This window comes from Streptomyces sp. NRRL S-1022 (genome assembly GCF_000720135.1).
Taxonomy (GTDB): Bacteria; Actinomycetota; Actinomycetes; order Streptomycetales; family Streptomycetaceae; genus Streptomyces.
In genome coordinates this window covers 450072-464775 of the sequence record NZ_JOIU01000008.1, presented here as the reverse complement: position 1 = coordinate 464775, position 14704 = coordinate 450072, and the positions used below count along the sequence as shown (strand labels likewise).

General features: G+C 72.6%; 15 protein-coding genes, 1 tRNA gene and 1 pseudogene. 10 read left to right on the top strand and 7 right to left on the bottom strand.

What is annotated here, in order from left to right:
- Positions 1-78 precede the first annotated feature (78 nt).
- The 3 genes from IG05_RS0112620 to msiK form a co-directional block, all read right to left on the bottom strand.
- A complete protein-coding gene (locus IG05_RS0112620; RefSeq protein WP_030342021.1) occupies positions 79-810 on the bottom strand; it encodes a nucleotidyltransferase family protein in 732 nt (243 codons plus the stop codon).
- Positions 811-893: 83 nt separating this feature from the next.
- Positions 894-1355 carry a hypothetical protein gene (locus IG05_RS0112615; protein WP_030342020.1) on the bottom strand — a complete coding sequence of 154 codons (462 nt, stop codon included), beginning with the start codon at positions 1353-1355 and terminating at the stop codon, positions 894-896.
- 203 nt (positions 1356-1558) lie between these two features.
- Positions 1559-2695 (bottom strand): diacetylchitobiose ABC transporter ATP-binding protein MsiK, encoded by a 1137-nt coding sequence (msiK, locus tag IG05_RS0112610; RefSeq protein WP_030342019.1) that lies wholly within the window; start codon positions 2693-2695, stop codon positions 1559-1561.
- Between the two features lie 206 nt (positions 2696-2901).
- On the opposite strand from msiK, the gene IG05_RS0112605 reads away from it, so the two are divergent.
- The 4 genes from IG05_RS0112605 (at position 2902) to IG05_RS0112590 (ending at position 5665) form a co-directional block, all read left to right on the top strand.
- Positions 2902-2975: transfer RNA gene (locus IG05_RS0112605), tRNA-Thr, on the top strand.
- Positions 2976-3082: 107 nt separating this feature from the next.
- Positions 3083-3736: a rhomboid-like protein gene (locus IG05_RS0112600; RefSeq protein ID WP_199808294.1), complete on the top strand. Its 654-nt coding sequence runs from the start codon at positions 3083-3085 to the stop codon at positions 3734-3736.
- Positions 3737-3746: 10 nt separating this feature from the next.
- Positions 3747-5153 (top strand): NAD(P)/FAD-dependent oxidoreductase, encoded by a 1407-nt coding sequence (locus IG05_RS0112595; RefSeq protein WP_030342015.1) that lies wholly within the window; start codon positions 3747-3749, stop codon positions 5151-5153.
- A gap of 32 nt (positions 5154-5185) precedes the next feature.
- The gene (locus IG05_RS0112590) at positions 5186-5665 is read left to right on the top strand and encodes a GNAT family N-acetyltransferase (RefSeq protein WP_030342013.1); all 480 of its coding nucleotides are present in this window, start codon (positions 5186-5188) and stop codon (positions 5663-5665) included.
- A 114-nt stretch (positions 5666-5779) separates the two neighbouring features.
- Here the strand turns inward: IG05_RS0112590 and IG05_RS0112585 are convergent, their stop codons facing one another.
- Positions 5780-6751, bottom strand: a complete 972-nt coding sequence (locus IG05_RS0112585; RefSeq protein WP_030342012.1) for a zinc-binding dehydrogenase — start codon at positions 6749-6751, stop codon at positions 5780-5782.
- A 154-nt stretch (positions 6752-6905) separates the two neighbouring features.
- Here IG05_RS0112585 and IG05_RS0112580 point away from each other — a divergent pair, with 154 nt between their 5' ends.
- Positions 6906-7595 carry a pentapeptide repeat-containing protein gene (locus tag IG05_RS0112580; RefSeq protein WP_107051333.1) on the top strand — a complete coding sequence of 230 codons (690 nt, stop codon included), beginning with the start codon at positions 6906-6908 and terminating at the stop codon, positions 7593-7595.
- A gap of 82 nt (positions 7596-7677) precedes the next feature.
- A pseudogene (locus tag IG05_RS44945) lies at positions 7678-7869 on the top strand (peptidase M4 family protein); the annotation flags it as partial.
- A 51-nt stretch (positions 7870-7920) separates the two neighbouring features.
- On the opposite strand, the gene IG05_RS0112570 reads toward IG05_RS44945, so the two are convergent.
- Positions 7921-9315: a M1 family metallopeptidase gene (locus tag IG05_RS0112570; protein WP_030342009.1), complete on the bottom strand. Its 1395-nt coding sequence runs from the start codon at positions 9313-9315 to the stop codon at positions 7921-7923.
- Between the two features lie 71 nt (positions 9316-9386).
- On the opposite strand from IG05_RS0112570, the gene IG05_RS0112565 reads away from it, so the two are divergent.
- The gene (locus tag IG05_RS0112565; RefSeq protein ID WP_030342007.1) at positions 9387-9887 is read left to right on the top strand and encodes a hypothetical protein; all 501 of its coding nucleotides are present in this window, start codon (positions 9387-9389) and stop codon (positions 9885-9887) included.
- A 63-nt stretch (positions 9888-9950) separates the two neighbouring features.
- On the opposite strand, the gene IG05_RS0112560 is transcribed toward IG05_RS0112565, so the two are convergent.
- Entirely contained in the window at positions 9951-10526 is a 576-nt protein-coding gene (locus IG05_RS0112560) for a TerD family protein (RefSeq protein ID WP_030342005.1), read from the bottom strand.
- Between the two features lie 177 nt (positions 10527-10703).
- Between IG05_RS0112560 and arfB the strand changes: the two genes are divergently transcribed.
- The gene (gene arfB, locus IG05_RS0112555; protein ID WP_030342003.1) at positions 10704-11141 is read left to right on the top strand and encodes an alternative ribosome rescue aminoacyl-tRNA hydrolase ArfB; all 438 of its coding nucleotides are present in this window, start codon (positions 10704-10706) and stop codon (positions 11139-11141) included.
- An 84-nt stretch (positions 11142-11225) separates the two neighbouring features.
- Positions 11226-12176, top strand: coding sequence for a sigma-70 family RNA polymerase sigma factor (locus IG05_RS0112550; protein ID WP_078894076.1), 951 nt, complete (start codon positions 11226-11228; stop codon positions 12174-12176).
- Here the strand turns inward: IG05_RS0112550 and IG05_RS0112545 are convergent.
- Positions 12103-12594, bottom strand: coding sequence for a flavin reductase family protein (locus IG05_RS0112545; protein ID WP_420707591.1), 492 nt, complete (start codon positions 12592-12594; stop codon positions 12103-12105). The two genes, IG05_RS0112550 and IG05_RS0112545, sit on opposite strands and share 74 nt — an antisense overlap.
- Before the next feature lie 382 nt (positions 12595-12976).
- On the opposite strand from IG05_RS0112545, the gene cdgB reads away from it, so the two are divergent.
- Positions 12977-14632: a diguanylate cyclase CdgB gene (cdgB, locus tag IG05_RS0112540; protein WP_030341997.1), complete on the top strand. Its 1656-nt coding sequence runs from the start codon at positions 12977-12979 to the stop codon at positions 14630-14632.
- Positions 14633-14704: the final 72 nt, after the last annotated feature.

Genomic DNA, 14704 nt, shown 5'->3' with positions numbered 1-14704 from the left:
CTGCGTGCTTTCCTGCGTGCTTTCCCTACGGGCGTTTCCCTTTGCGCGGGGCTGCCGGCCGAAAGCCCCAGGCGGGAGCTAACGCGCCAGGCCCGCCAATTCCTTGGCCGCCTCCGTCAGGTCCTTCGCCGTGTCGATGGCCCGCCAATAAGCGCCCTGCGGAATCGGGAAGCCGGCCAGTTTCTTCTCCCGGGCCAGCCGGGGGAACGTGGTCCGCTCGTGATCCCCCCGCTCGGGCAGCAGGGAGGCGAACTCCGGCGAGAACACGTACACACCGGCATTGATCTCGAACGTCGACGGCGGCGCCTCGATGAAGTCGGTGATGTGCCCGAACCCGTCGGTCTTCACGGCGCCCCACGGGATGCGCGGCCGGGCCAGCGCCAGCGTGGCCACGGCGTCCCGCTCGGTGTGGAAGTCGGCCATGTCCCGCAGCGAGAACCGCGTCCAGATGTCCCCGTTGGTGGCGTACCAGGGCCGGTCGGGGTGCGGCAGACGTGCCGCGGCGTACCGCAGACCGCCTCCGCGGCCCAGGGGCTCGCTCTCCACGACGGTGGTGACGGAGACGGGCAGGTCGGCCGAGTCCAGCCACTTCTGCAGGACGTCGGCGAGGTGGCCGCAGGAGACCACCACGTCCGTCACGCCCTCCTCGGCGAGCCAGGTGAGCTGGTGGCCGATGATCGGAGTTCCCGTGCCGGGGATCTCGACCATCGGCTTGGGCCGGTCGTCGGTGTACGGACGCAGCCGTGAGCCCTGGCCACCGGCCAGGACCACGGCTTGAGTGGGGCGCGACGCGGCGTTCGGATGGGTCATGACCGCACTGTACGTGGCGCCCCTCGGCCGTGCGGAGACGGCAAGGCCCTCCTCGCGCGGCCTTACCGAGTTCCCACCGGGACTCAGCTGTGCGCGGCCAGGACGCCGGAGGCGAAGGCCGTGTCGCACACCGGGCGGGCGTACGACTGGGCGCGCGAGGCGCCGTAGATGCGCACCGCGGCCTCGCCGAGCGCGCGGGCGATGGACGAGCAGTGCCGGGCCAGCGACGGGCGGCCGTTGACGGCCTGCTGGAGATGGGTCAGGACCACCCCCGGGTTCTTGTTCTGCAGCTCGGTCATCAGCTGGTCGCGGAGCACGTCCTGCGGGGCGCGGGTGACCTTCTTGGCGGAGATCTCCGCCGCCGAGATGTCGGAGGCGGCCAGCACCGAGCTGGAGGGGCTCCCCGTCCAGTTGACCCGGGTGACCGCGAGGGTCCCGGAGAGCACCAGGACGACGGGCAGGACGAGGGCGAGAGTGCGGCCGATCCGGCGGGCAGGGCCGCCCCGGTGGCCGCTTCGCGTCTGAGGGGTGGTGGAGTGCTTCACGCGTGTGAGGGTAGCGCCCGGTAATGACGCGAAGACATTCAGTCACTCTTATGGGGGATGAGAACGCGCCGCTTTGTGGGTAATGGGTTGACGTCCGCCGCCCGGAGTGATCGTTGTGCGGGGTGCCGGCGCCGGCCGGCGGGGCCCACGGGAAGGGCCCCGCACGCCGAGCGCGCGGGGCCCTTCCGGGTGCCGTGGGCGGGTCAGTCGGTGAGCCGCTCGCCGGTGGAGGTGGAGAAGACGTGGATCTCGCCCGGCCGCGGGACCACGTGCAGGGTGGAGCCCTTCTCCGGCACCTGACGGCCATTGACGCGGACCACCAGGTCCTTCACCTCGCCGCCGACCTCGGCGGTGCCGTAGACGTAGCCGTCGGCGCCCAGCTCCTCGACGACGTTCACGGAGACGGCGAGACCGGCCGGCGCGTCAGCGGCGTCCTTGGACAGGGAGGCGGCGACGGAGCCGCCCAGTTCGACCACGTCGAAGTGCTCGGGGCGGACGCCGACGGTCACCGTGCGGTCACCCTTGTCGGCGGCGGCCTTCAGGGCCTCCCGGTTGACGGGGACGACGCTGTTGCCGAACTTCACGCCGCCGTCGGTGATCGGCACCTCGACCAGGTTCATGGCGGGGGAGCCGATGAAGCCGGCGACGAACAGGTTCGCGGGCTTGTCGTACATGTTCCGCGGCGAGTCCACCTGCTGGAGGAGGCCGTCCTTGAGCACGGCCACCCGGTCGCCCATCGTCATGGCCTCGACCTGGTCGTGGGTGACGTAGACGGTGGTGATGCCGAGCCGGCGCTGGAGCGACGCGATCTGCGTACGGGTCGAGACACGCAGCTTGGCGTCCAGGTTGGACAGCGGCTCGTCCATGAGGAAGACCTGCGGCTCACGCACGATCGCGCGGCCCATGGCGACACGCTGGCGCTGACCGCCGGAGAGCGCCTTCGGCTTGCGGTCCAGGTACTCGGTGAGGTCGAGGATCTTCGCGGCCTCCTCGACCTTCTGCCGGATCTCCGCCTTGTTGACGCCGGCGATCTTGAGCGCGAAGCCCATGTTGTCGGCGACCGTCATGTGCGGGTAGAGGGCGTAGTTCTGGAACACCATGGCGATGTCCCGGTCCTTCGGCGGCAGGTGCGTGACGTCGCGGTCACCGATGCGGATCGCGCCGCCGTTGACGTCCTCCAGGCCCGCGAGCATCCGCAGCGAGGTGGACTTCCCGCAACCCGACGGGCCGACCAGGACGAGGAACTCGCCGTCCGCGATGTCGATCTCAAGGGCGTCGACGGCGGGCTTGGTGGAACCCGGGTAGATCCGGGTCGCCTTGTCGAACGTGACTGTGGCCATGGTGATGGGCCCCCTTCTACCGGCAGGAACGTGCCGGACGATCCGTTGTAGGAAGGTGGTTGGTGTAGTCCACCGGGGTGAACTGGGTCAGGACGGTACCTGGCGTTCACTGACTCTGTCAGTACTTCGACCCCGGTGAACTTCGCGGAAATATTCGACGGGACGGCCCCCGGACGTGGGTACACTGCACGGGCACCCAGGTGCACGCCTCCTTAGCTCAGCTGGTCAGAGCGCCGCTCTTGTAAAGCGAAGGTCGTCGGTTCGAATCCGACAGGGGGCTCGTGCGGCCCAGGTGGGACGTCGTCCCACCTGGGCTTTCCTGCGTCCTCGTCGGCGCACCGGATGTCGATCACCAGGCGGGCGTCACCGGCGTGCGTGAATCGGCTCATGCGAATCTTCCGGGGCCCGAGCGGGGCGTGGGCGTACGTCCGCAGTGCTCCCGGCGCGTACGTGTGGCTGGGGGTCCTGTTCGTGACGACCGTCGCGCTGCACCTCATGCCGCCGGGGTTCGAGGAACACTTCCTGCAGCGGCGGTCCACGAACATCCACGAGTTGTCCCGCAATCCGGTGCGGGTGCTGGTGGCCAGCGCGATGTGGATCGAGAGCGGGCACTGGGTGCCGTACGCGCTGCTGTACACGGTGTTCCACGCGCAGGCCGAACGCTGGCTGGGGACGGCCCGCTGGCTGGCGGTGTGCGCGCTGGCGCACGTGCTGGCCTCGCTGATCAGCGAGGGGGCGCTGCTGGAGGCGATCCGCCGGGGCGTGGCCCCGTACTCGGCGGTGAACACCCTGGACATCGGGGTGAGTTACGCGCTGGCCGGCGTGATCGCGGTGCTCACCTACCGGATCGCGCCGCCCTGGCGGTACGGGTACCTGCCGGCGGTGCTGGCCGTGTTCGGACTGCCGCTGAGCGCCGGACCGACGTTCACGGACGTCGGTCACGCCGTCGCGGTGCTGATCGGTCTCGCCTGCTATCCGCTGGTCAGGGGCCGGGGAAAAGCATGGAATCCGAAGGAGACACTGGCCGGGCCCAGGGGTTAACGTCCCGGCCATGAGCAGCTCGGTGAGCAGTGTCGTGAACGGTGGCATCTCCTTCTGGTACGCGGACGACGGTCTTCCGGCGGTGCGGGAGCCGCTGTCCGGGGACGCGTCCGCCGACGTCGTGATCGTGGGCGGCGGGTACACGGGCCTGTGGACGGCGTACTACCTGAAGAAGGCCGCCCCTTTCCTGCGGATCACCGTGCTGGAGCAGAAGTTCTGCGGGTACGGGGCCTCGGGGCGCAACGGCGGCTGGCTGTACAACGGGATCGCGGGCCGGGACCGGTACGCGAAGCTGCACGGTCACGAGGCCGCCGTACGGCTCCAGCGGGCGATGAACGACACCGTGGCCGAGGTGGTCGCGGTCGCCGAGGCGGAGGGCATCGACGCGGACGTGCACCGGGGCGGGGTGCTGGAGGTGGCGACGACTCCGGCGCAGCTGGCCCGGCTGAAGGCGTTCCACGCGCACGAGCTGTCGTACGGCGAGAAGGACCGGGAGCTGTACGGCGCCCGGGAGACGGCCGAGCGGATCCGGATCGCGGACGCGGTCGGGTCCGCCTGGACCCCGCACGGGGCCCGGCTGCACCCGGTGAAGCTGGTGAAGGGGCTCGCGGCGGCCGTGGAGGCGCTGGGCGTGACCATCCACGAGTCGACGCCGGTGACGGAGATCCGGCCCAAGCACGCGGTCACCCCCTACGGCACGGTCCGCGCGCCGTACGTGCTGCGCTGCACCGAGGGCTTCACGGCCTCCCTCAGCGGGCAGCGGCGGACCTGGCTGCCGATGAACTCCTCGATGATCGCGACCGAGCCGCTGACCGGGGAGCAGTGGGCGGCGATCGGCTGGGCGGGTCGGGAGACCCTCGGCGACATGGCGCACGCCTATATGTACGCGCAGCGCACGGCGGACGGCCGGATCGCGCTGGGCGGGCGGGGGGTGCCGTACCGCTTCGGTTCGCGTACCGACAACGACGGCCGGACGCAGGCGGCGACCGTGGAGGACCTGCGGGAGATCCTGACGCGTTTCTTCCCGTCGCTGGCCGGGGTGCGGATCGCGCATGCCTGGTCGGGGGTGCTCGGGGTGCCGCGCGACTGGTGCGCCACGGTGACGCTGGACCGTTCCACGGGGCTCGGCTGGGCGGGCGGTTACGTCGGCTCCGGGGTGGCGACCGCCAATCTGGCCGCCCGGACCCTGCGGGATCTGGTGCAGCGGGACTCCGGGCAGGGCGGCCGGACGGAGCTGACGGACCTGCCCTGGGTGAACCACAAGGTCCGCAAGTGGGAGCCGGAGCCTTTGCGCTGGCTGGGCGTGCAGGGCATGTACGCCACCTATCGGGCCGCCGACCAGCGGGAACGTCTGCGGCCCGGCGTGCGGTCCTCGCGGCTGGCGAAGGCGGCCGACCGGGTGGCGGGACGGCACTGAGGCCCGGGGCGCGGACCGGTTACCCTCGCCGCATGATTCGTAGCGCCACCCCTGACGACGTCCCTGTCATCCACACCCTGATCCGTGAGCTGGCCGAGTACGAGAAGGCGGCCGAGGAGGCCCGGGCGAGCGAGGAGCAGTTGCGGGAGGCGTTGTTCGGGGAGCGGCCGGCCGCGTTCGCGCACCTGGCGGTGGACGAGGAGAGCGGCGAGCCGGTCGGGTTCGCGCTGTGGTTCCTCAGCTTCTCCACGTGGCGCGGGGTGCACGGCATCTACCTGGAGGACCTGTACGTGCGGCCCGAGGCGCGCGGCGGCGGGCACGGGCGGGCGCTGCTGGCGGAGCTGGCGCGCATCTGCGGGGAGCGTGGGTACGAGCGGCTGGAGTGGTCGGTGCTGAACTGGAACCGGCCGGCGATCGGCTTCTACGAGGCGCTGGGCGCGCGCCCGCAGGACGAGTGGACGGTGTACCGCCTCACGGACGACGCGTTGAAGGCACTGGGCGCCGCCGGCTGACGGTCCGCCGGCGGGGGCGGTGGTCCGGCGGCCCCGGGGCGTCGGCGGCCGGTCGCGCGGTGGTGCGGAGCCCTGTCCCTGCCCATGTGCCTCACCGGCCCCGGCCGGGGTCCCTCACGGTTCCAGTACCACCTTGCCGATCGTGGTCCGGCCCTCCAGCGCCCGGTGGGCGGTGGCGGCCCCGGCGAGGGGGAAGCGGGTGACGGCCGGGCGCAGGCGGCCCTGGGCGGCCTCGGCGAGGGCGCGCAGTTCCAGGGCGCGCAGGCCGCCGGCCTTCCGGAGCATCGCCGGGCCGAGCACGGACTCCGAGAGGCCCTCGACGGCGTACCCCCGGCCGTCGGCGATGCCCTCCGCCGACCAGCCGAAGACCAGGTGCCGGCCGCCGGGGCCGAGCAGGGCGACGGCCTCCCGGGCGACCTGGCCGCCGACGCCGTCGTAGACGAGGGTGGCGGGCCGGCCCCCGAGGTGGGCGCGGACCTCGGCCGGCCAGCCGGGGTCGGTGTAGTCGACGGCGAGGCCGGCGCCGTTCGCGCGGACGCGGGCGGTCTTCTCCGGGCCGCCGGCGAGGCCGATCACGGTGGCTCCGGCGTTCCCGGCGTGCTGGACGAGCAGGGTGCCGATACCGCCGGCCGCGGCCGGTACGACCACGACGTCGTCCGGTCCCGGCTCGGCGAACTGCGCGATGCCCAGCGCCGTACGGCCGGTGCCGATCATGGCGACGGCCGCGGCGGGGTCCAGGTTCTCCGGGATGTCGTGGAGGCGTTCGACCTCGGTGACGGCCAGCTCGGCGTAGCCGCCGGGCACGAGGCCCAGGTGGGCCACCACCCGGCGGCCGAGCCACAGCGCGTCCACGCCGTCGCCGAGCGCGTCCACGACGCCCGCGACCTCGCGGCCGGGCACGGTCGGCAGGGCGGGCAGCTCGGGCAGCGGGCCCCGGTGTCCCTCCCGCAGGGCCGCGTCGAGCAGGTGCACCCCGGCCGCAGCGACCGCGATCCGCACCTGGCCGGGGCCGGGGACCGGGTCCGGCACCTCCTCGTGGATCAGGTTCTCGGCCGGGCCGAAGGCGTGCAGACGGACGGCGTGCATGGGACCCCCCGGGGGAGACGACGTGGTGCCCCCACCCTCCGACCTCGAGCGCGCTTGAGGTCAAGGGCGGACCGGCCGGCGCCCCGCCGTGGCTGACATTCCGGTGTTTCCCCAGGTCAGGTGGATTGTCAGTGGCGGGGTGCAGCATGGGTGCATGGTGAGGCGAGCGACGGGGAGCCGGCCGGCGGGCCGGGGGGCGGTGCGGGGTGCGCGGCGGCCGGAGGTGCGGCTGCCGCCGTTGGAGCCGTGGGCCGGAGGGGAGCTGGAGCCGGACGGCGACTACGACGGGCTGGAGTTCCGTGAGCTGGACGTGGGCGGGCAGGACGGTGCGGGGGCCCGGTTCATGGACTGCGCGCTGACGGGCTGCGCGCTGGACGGGACGGCGCTGGGCCGGGCCCGGGTGCTGGACTCGGTGCTGACGGGACTGCGGGGTGTGGGCACGCAGTTCGCCGAGTCCACGTTCCGGGACGTGGAGCTGGTCGACGCGCGCCTGGGCGGCACGCAGATGCACGGCGCGGTGCTGGAGCGGGTGGTGATCCGGGGCGGCAAGATCGACTACCTGAACCTCCGCGAGGCCCGCCTGAAGGACGTCGTCTTCGACTCCTGCGTCCTGGTGGAGCCGGACTTCGCGGGCGCGCGCCTGGAGCGGGTGGAGTTCACCGACTGCGCCCTGAGGGAGGCCGACTTCGGCGGTGCGACCCTGACGGACGTGGACCTGCGCGGGGCGGCGCCGCTGGAGGTCGCCCGGGGTCTGGACCGGCTCTCCGGCGCGGTGATCAGCACCGGGCAGCTGCTGGACCTGGCGCCGGCGCTGGCGGCGGCGATGGGCATCCGGGTCGAGTAACGGGCGGCCGGGTGGCGGGCGCGGTCGCGGGTGCCGGGCCGCCCGCGGGGCGGGGTGTGACGTTCCACGCCCCAACTGCGCTTACTCGTCCGGTGTCGCCAACCACTTCTTCCACCTGCTGTCCGGGGGCAGCGGCGCGAAGGCGGTCAACGGGGTGTCCTACAACTCCCCTTACGCGGGCACCCGCACCGGCACCCTCCAGGCGGCGGCCGGCCTGTACGGCCCGGGCGGCGCGGAGTACGGGGCGGTGGCGGCGGCCTGGACGGGGCCGTGAACGTCAAGTAGCCGCCCCCGTACGGCAGCCGGCCGGCCGGACCGCCCGTTCTCACGGGTGGGCCGGCCGGCCTTCCCCGTACAGCCAGTCCTTCCAGATCCCGCCGAAATCCCGGTGCGGGGCCTTCTTCTCGACGTACGCGGTGAAGTCGGCGGTGCTCGCCGTGCCGTGGCGGCGGGCGGCGGCCCAGCCCTGGATGATGGCGTAGAAGGTGTCGTCGCCGACCTTCTGCCGGATCTTCTGCAGGACCATCGCGCCCCGCTCGTAGACCGGGGTGTCGGAGATGTGCGCGGCGCCGGAGGGCTTGGCGGGCGGGAAGGCCCAGACGGCCTCGTCGTCCTCCTCGTACACCTCGGTGAACCGCTCCTGGGCGCTCTTGCCGCCGTGGTCCTCGTCGTAAAGCCACTCGGCGTAGGTCGCGAAGCCCTCGTTGAGCCACATGTCGCGCCAGCTCGCGGGGGTGACCGAGTCGCCGTACCACTGGTGGGCGAGCTCGTGCACGAGGATCGGGGTGGTGAGCTGGTCGGCGGGGAACACGGGCCGGGTCTGGGTCTCCAGCGCGTACCCGGCGTCGCCCCGCCGGTCGACGATCGCACCGGCCGAGGAGAACGGGTACGGCCCGAAGTTGTACTCCTCCCAGTCGAGGATCTCCGGGATCTTCGCCAGGACCTTCCTGCTCGCCGCGGCCTGGGTCCGATCGACGGCGGTGACGACGGGCAGGCCGTGCGGGCCGGTGGTGCGCGTGATGGCGTAGTGCCCGATGGCGACGGTGGCGAGATAGCTCGCCATGGGCTGCGCGGAGTGCCAGTGGTAGGTGGTGCGGCCGTCCTGCGTGCGCTGGTCGGCCAACTCGCCGTTGGAGACGGCCTGGAGACCCTTCGGGACGGTGACCGTGATGTCGTAGGACGCCTTGTCGGAGGGGTGGTGGCTGCCGGGGAACCAGGCCATGGAGCCGACCGGTTCGCCGAGCGCCAGGGCGCCGTCGGCGGTGGGCAGCCAGCCCTCCTCGGAGCCGTCGGGGTCGGTGAGGGTGCGCGGGGTGCCCGAGTAGCGGACGGTCGTGCGGAACGCCTCGCCCTTGCTCAGGTCGTCGTGCGGGCGGACGGTGAGTTCCTGGCCGGCACGGTTCCAGCGGGCGTCCTTGCCCTCGACGGTGACCGAGTCGACGCGCAGCCCGGCGAGGTCCAGGTCGAAGGCCGACAGGTCCCGGGTGGCCCGGGCGGTGACGACCGCCGTGCCGGTGAGCCGGCGGGTGGCCGGGGTGTAGTCCAGGGTCAGGGCGTAGTGCCCGACGTCGTAGCCGCCGTTGCCGGCCTTCGGGAAGTACGGGTCGCGGACGCCGGAGCCGCCCGGGGTGCCCCGCACCCCGCCGTCGCACGCGGTGCCCGTGAGCGCGAGGGCGAGCAGGGCGGCGAACGCCTGGACAAGGCGTAAGGATCTGGACATGTCAGTGATCCTAGGCGGGCGGGGTGCACCGCGGACAGGAGCCGCCGGACCGGCGTGACACCATCTCCCCCGTGCTCGACATCGGCTACGCCCTCTCCAACCGGTTCCCGGACCCCCCGCAGACCGACTACCGCCGCGCGGACGTCCACGCGCTGCGCCACGACCTGTTCTGCGGGGACGTCTATCTCGCGGACACCGAGACCGACCGGGAACTGTCCACAGCCTGGGGATGGGTGCCGGTGCTGGACTTCGCGTGGGCGCTGTGCGACATCGCGGAACGGCTGGACCGGGACCCGATGGGCTCCCGCGCCGCCCGGCCGCAGCGCGCCGAGCTGGACTTCACCGAGTCCACCGACCGGATGCTCTTCGAGCGCCGCTTCGGCTGGGTGGACATCAGCGCCGACTGGGTGCCGGCCGAGGAGTCCCCGCTGAGCTTCTCCCACACGGAGCTGCGCCGCGAGGCCCGCGACTTCCTGCACGACCTGCTCGCGGACCTCACCGACCTGCACGAGGACCTGGCGGAGAACCCGGCCGTCTGGACCCTTCAGGCCCGCTTCCCGCGGATGCCGTGACCCCGCCTGTGGAAGAGGTCCCCCCGGCGGGCGCCGGGGGGACCTTCGCGCCCGGCCCGGTGCTCAGACGTTGACGCCGAAGTCCTGGGCGATGCCGACCAGGCCCGAGGCGTAGCCCTGGCCCACCGCGCGGAACTTCCACTCCGCGCCGTTGCGGTACAGCTCGCCGAAGATCATGGCCGTCTCGGTGGCCGCGTCCTCCGACAGGTCGTAGCGCGCGATCTCGGCGCCGCCGGCCTGGTTGACGATGCGGATGTAGGCGTTGCGGACCTGGCCGAAGTTCTGGCCGCGGTTCTCGGCGTCGTAGATGGAGACCGGGAAGACGACCTTGTCGATGTCGGCCGGCAGCGCGGCCAGGTTGACGTTGATCGCCTCGTCGTCGCCGGCGCCCTCGCCCGTGCGGTTGTCGCCCGTGTGGACGATCGAGTTGTCCGGGCTCTGCTTGTTGTTGAAGAAGACGAAGTGGCCGTCCGAGTAGACCCTGCCCTGTCCGTTCACCGCGATGGCGGAGGCGTCCAGGTCGAAGTCCGTGCCGGTGGTGGTGCGGACGTCCCAGCCGAGGCCCACGGTGACGGCGGTCAGGCCCGGAGCCTCCTTGGTGAGCGAGACGTTGCCACCCTTGGACAGGCTTACAGCCATGTTGGGAGTCCCTTCCTTAGATACCCGTGCATATCCGTGCACTCTGCGCGCACTCTGTGCCGACGAAGCTACCGTCACCCGGGACAACGTCGAGGGGGGTCCCCGTGGTTCCGGATGCCTTTACCTTTTTTACCGAACCGGAAATCCAGGTGACGTGCGCCGGGCCGGACCGGGAACATGGAGGGCATGTCCGGGCCCTATTTCATCCGTGGCTCCGTCTCGCTTCCCGAGGCCGAGCTGATGTGGCGTTTCTCCAGGTCGTCCGGGCCCGGCGGACAGCACGTCAACACCAGCGACTCGCAGGTCGAGCTGCGCTTCGACCTCGCCCGCACCGAGGCACTGCCCCCGGTGTGGAAGGAGCGGGCGCTGCGGCGGCTGGCCGGCCGCCTCGTCGACGGGGTCGTCTCCGTACGGGCCTCGGAGCACCGCTCCCAGTGGCGCAACCGGGAGGCCGCCGCCGTACGCCTCGCCGCGCTCCTCGCGGAGGCCAGCGCGCCGCCGCCGAAGCCCCGCAAGCCGACCCGCATCCCGCGCGGCATCAACGAACGCCGGCTGCGGGAGAAGAAGCAGCGCGCGGACACCAAGCGCGGCCGCTCGGGACGGGACTGGGGCTAGCCGAGGTCCTGTCACATCCGCCCGCCGCCACTCGTCACAGGGGTGCGGCAGCGGCCGCGGACGACGACGGAGAGGCCGGGCCCCATGACCGACAACGACTTTCTCGCCGAGCGGTTCGAGTCCTACCGGGAGCACCTGCGGGCCGTCGCCTATCGGATGCTCGGCTCCGCCGCCGAGGCCGAGGACGCCGTCCAGGAGGCGTGGTTCCGGCTGAGCCGGTCCGACACGCGGGAGGTGGAGAACCTCGGCGGCTGGCTGACCACCGTCGTCGGCCGGGTCTGCCTCGACATGCTGCGCTCGCGCCGCACCCGGGGCGAGGAGCCGCTGGACGGCGGGCGGCACGCGCCGTCCGCCGGGCCGGACCCCGCCGAGGACGCCCTGCTCGCCGACTCGGTCGGGCTCGCCCTCCTCGTCGTCCTCGACACCCTCTCGCCGGCCGAGCGGCTGGCCTTCGTGCTGCACGACCTGTTCGGGGTGCCCTTCGGGGAGGTCGGCGGCGTCCTCGGGCGCAACGCGGCCGCGGCGCGGCAGCTCGCCAGCCGGGCCCGGCGCCGGGTGCGGGGCGTGGCGGTGCCGGGAGCCGACCTGGCCCGGCAGCGGCGGGTGGTCGACGCGTTCCTGGCCGCCGCGCGGGACGGCGACTTCGAGGCGCTGCTCGCGGTGCTCGACCCGGACGTGGTGGCCCGCACGGAGGCCGGCGTGACCGGCGGCGCGGCCCGGGTCGCCGCCGGCGCGGCGGGCTTCGCCCGCCTGGCCCGTGTGGCGCGTCCGGTCCTGGTCGACGGCGCGACCGGCCTCGCGGTCTTCGCCGACGGCCGCCCGGAGCGGGTCCTGGCCTTCACCTTCGCCGCCGACCGCATCACGGGGATCGACATCGTCACCGCCCCGTCGCAGCTGGCGGAGCTGACCGTGGAGGAGGCCCAGGAGCTCCCGCCGGCCCCCGGGCCGGGGAGTCTCCGGCTCAGCCCAGCCGGCGGTACCGGCCGCGGAAGTACAGCAGCGGGCCGCCCTCGGCGCTCGGTACGCGGGCGGTGAGGACGCGGCCGATGACCAGGGTGTGGTCGCCGGCGGTCACCCGCTGCTCGGTGCGGCACTCCAGGGTGGCCAGCGCGCCGCCGACGAGCGGGGCGCCGGTGGCCTCGCCGCGGACGTAGGGGATGTCCTCGAAGAGCAGCCGGTCGCTGATGCGGCCCTTCATGGCGAACCGGCCCGCGATGTGCCGCTGGCTCTCGGCGAGGACCGACACCGCCCACAGCGGCTGCTCGTCGAGCAGGTCGTCCATGCGGGCGCCGGTGCGCAGGCTGACCATGACCAGCGGCGGGTCGAGGGAGACCGACAGGAAGGCGGTGGCGGTCATGCCGACGTCCTCCACGCCCGGCGCCCCGGGGTCGTCCGGGTCCAGCGGCGGTTCCTGCGCGGTGACCAGGACCACGCCCGCGGCCAGCCGGGACATCGCGGCCCGGAACTCGTCGTTGCTCACCCCCTCAGCATGCCCGGAAGCCAGGGGGGTGGTGGGGGAGGGAGTCTTCAGCACGCCGGAAACGCTAGTCTCCGCCGGACGCGGGCCGCATCGGCCCTCCGCCCGAACCGGGTCCTAGGACCAGCGGCGCACGCGGACGCCCCCGAGCGTGCAATATGTGTGCACGTCCGCACGCCGCGTGTTCAGGAACCGCACAGGCAAAACGCAGAAACTCCACTCAATTGTTCACGTTCTCCTGTGACTTGAGTCACAAGGGGCAGGAATTGTTGACCCTGTGTACCGAGTGGGCAGCGCGCTGTGATTCAGTGGCGGGACAACCCTTCAATCGCTGCGAGGCCTCGGGGGGAGGGAGAGCATGGAGACCGAGTCGGAGCCCTACGTCCGTCTTGCGTCCCTGCGACAGCTGCACCAGGTCATGGCCGACATGAACACGGCACGCAGCCTGGCGGACACACTGCAGACGGTCGCCGACGGCGCCGTGCACGCCCTCGGCTACGAGATGGCGGCCGTCAACCTGGTCCGCCAGGACGGTGATCTCGTGGTCGCCGCCTTCTCCGGCAACTCCGCCGCGGAGGCCCTGATCACCGGCCGGGTCGGCTCCCGCGAGTCCTGGGACCGCCGGCTGAGCATGGGCGAACACTGGGGCGACCTCGTCTTCATACCGCACACCGAGGGCTGGGTCCTCGACGACGACGACGTCCCCCAGTGGTACACCGACGGGCCCGCGCCCCGCTTCGAGGACGAGTGGCACCCCTCCGACCGGCTCTTCGCGCCGATGTACACGCCCGGTGTGCCGGGCGGCAACTGCGGCGAACTGCTCGGCGTCATATCCGTCGACCGGCCGCGCAACGGCCGCCGCCCCGGCGCCTGGGGCCGCGAGGCCCTCCAGATGTACGCCTTCCAGGCCGCCATCGCGATCAGCAACGCCCGCCTGCGCGCCAACATGCAGCGCGCCCTCGTCCGTCTGGAGCGCGAGCAGCAGGCGCTGCGCGCCAGCGAGGAATCCTTCCGGCAGGCCTTCGAGTACGCCCCCTCCGGCATGGCCATCGCCGAGATGGGCGGCGACCAGCACGGCCGCATCCTGCGCACCAACGACGCCCTGTGCCGACTGCTCGGCCGCCCCGCCTCCGCGATGCGCCGCTACTCCTTCGCCGACCTCGTCCACCCCGAGGACGTCGGCACCCTGCTGCGCACCTCGGCCGAGGGCGGGCGCGCGGAGCTGCGGCTCGGCCGCCGGGACGGCACGTACGTATGGGTGTCGCTGCGCAACAGCGTCGTCGCGGACGCCGCCGACGGACCCCGCTTCCTGCTCACCCACGTCGAGGACATAGAGGAGCGCAAGCGGCGCGAGCTGCAGCTCGCCCACCGGGCCTCCCACGACTCGCTGACCGGCCTGCCGAACTCGGCCGAGCTGCGCTCGCGCCTGTCGGCCCGGCTCTGTCAGCGCCCCGCGCACGCCGGGGCCCTCGAATCCCTGGACGCGGCCTACGGCCACCCCGCCTTCGACATCCCCGCCGGCCACGGCTTCGACTTCGCGCCGGGCACGGACGGCCTCGACGCCTACGACCACCATGTGCACACCGTCGCCCCCGAGGAGGGCCGCGACGACGGCACCAAGGGCCTCGCGGTGCTCTTCTGCGACCTCGACGGCTTCAAGTCGATCAACGACCGGTTCGGGCACAACGCGGGCGACGCCGTCCTCATCGAGGTCGCCCGGCGGCTGAGCAACGGCGTCCGGGACGGCGACACGGTCGCCCGGCTCGGCGGCGACGAGTTCGTGATCCTCGCCGACGGCCTCGGCCGGGCCGACGCCCAGGACCTCGCCGTACGGCTGCGCAACGAGATCATCCAGCCGATCCGCGCCGAGGGCCGGGCGGTCCGGGTGGGCGCGAGCTTCGGCATCGGCTGGGCGCACTGCGGCATGACGGCGGACGAGGTGCTGAAGTCCGCTGACGAGCGGATGTACGTAGAGAAACGATCTCGTCCCAAACAGCACCGCCGTGCCGGATGAGCCGCAGGTCAGCGAGGTGAAGCGGTCCGAGGCCCCCGTTTGGGCCAGGGAGAACGGGTAGGCTCGCCATTC

What these genes read in the sequence shown, in the direction of transcription:
- IG05_RS0112620 (WP_030342021.1), bottom strand. Translation starts at nt 810, where the DNA reads ATGACCCATCCGAACGCCGCGTCGCGCCCCACTCAAGCCGTGGTCCTG.
- msiK (WP_030342019.1), bottom strand. Translation starts at nt 2,695, where the DNA reads ATGGCCACAGTCACGTTCGACAAGGCGACCCGGATCTACCCGGGTTCC.
- IG05_RS0112600 (WP_199808294.1), top strand. Translation starts at nt 3,083, where the DNA reads ATGCGAATCTTCCGGGGCCCGAGCGGGGCGTGGGCGTACGTCCGCAGT.
- IG05_RS0112595 (WP_030342015.1), top strand. Translation starts at nt 3,747, where the DNA reads ATGAGCAGCTCGGTGAGCAGTGTCGTGAACGGTGGCATCTCCTTCTGG.
- IG05_RS0112590 (WP_030342013.1), top strand. Translation starts at nt 5,186, where the DNA reads ATGATTCGTAGCGCCACCCCTGACGACGTCCCTGTCATCCACACCCTG.
- IG05_RS0112585 (WP_030342012.1), bottom strand. Translation starts at nt 6,751, where the DNA reads ATGCACGCCGTCCGTCTGCACGCCTTCGGCCCGGCCGAGAACCTGATC.
- IG05_RS0112580 (WP_107051333.1), top strand. Translation starts at nt 6,906, where the DNA reads ATGGTGAGGCGAGCGACGGGGAGCCGGCCGGCGGGCCGGGGGGCGGTG.
- IG05_RS0112570 (WP_030342009.1), bottom strand. Translation starts at nt 9,315, where the DNA reads ATGTCCAGATCCTTACGCCTTGTCCAGGCGTTCGCCGCCCTGCTCGCC.
- IG05_RS0112560 (WP_030342005.1), bottom strand. Translation starts at nt 10,526, where the DNA reads ATGGCTGTAAGCCTGTCCAAGGGTGGCAACGTCTCGCTCACCAAGGAG.
- arfB (WP_030342003.1), top strand. Translation starts at nt 10,704, where the DNA reads ATGGAGGGCATGTCCGGGCCCTATTTCATCCGTGGCTCCGTCTCGCTT.
- IG05_RS0112550 (WP_078894076.1), top strand. Translation starts at nt 11,226, where the DNA reads ATGACCGACAACGACTTTCTCGCCGAGCGGTTCGAGTCCTACCGGGAG.
- IG05_RS0112545 (WP_420707591.1), bottom strand. Translation starts at nt 12,594, where the DNA reads ATGTCCCGGCTGGCCGCGGGCGTGGTCCTGGTCACCGCGCAGGAACCG.
- cdgB (WP_030341997.1), top strand. Translation starts at nt 12,977, where the DNA reads ATGGAGACCGAGTCGGAGCCCTACGTCCGTCTTGCGTCCCTGCGACAG.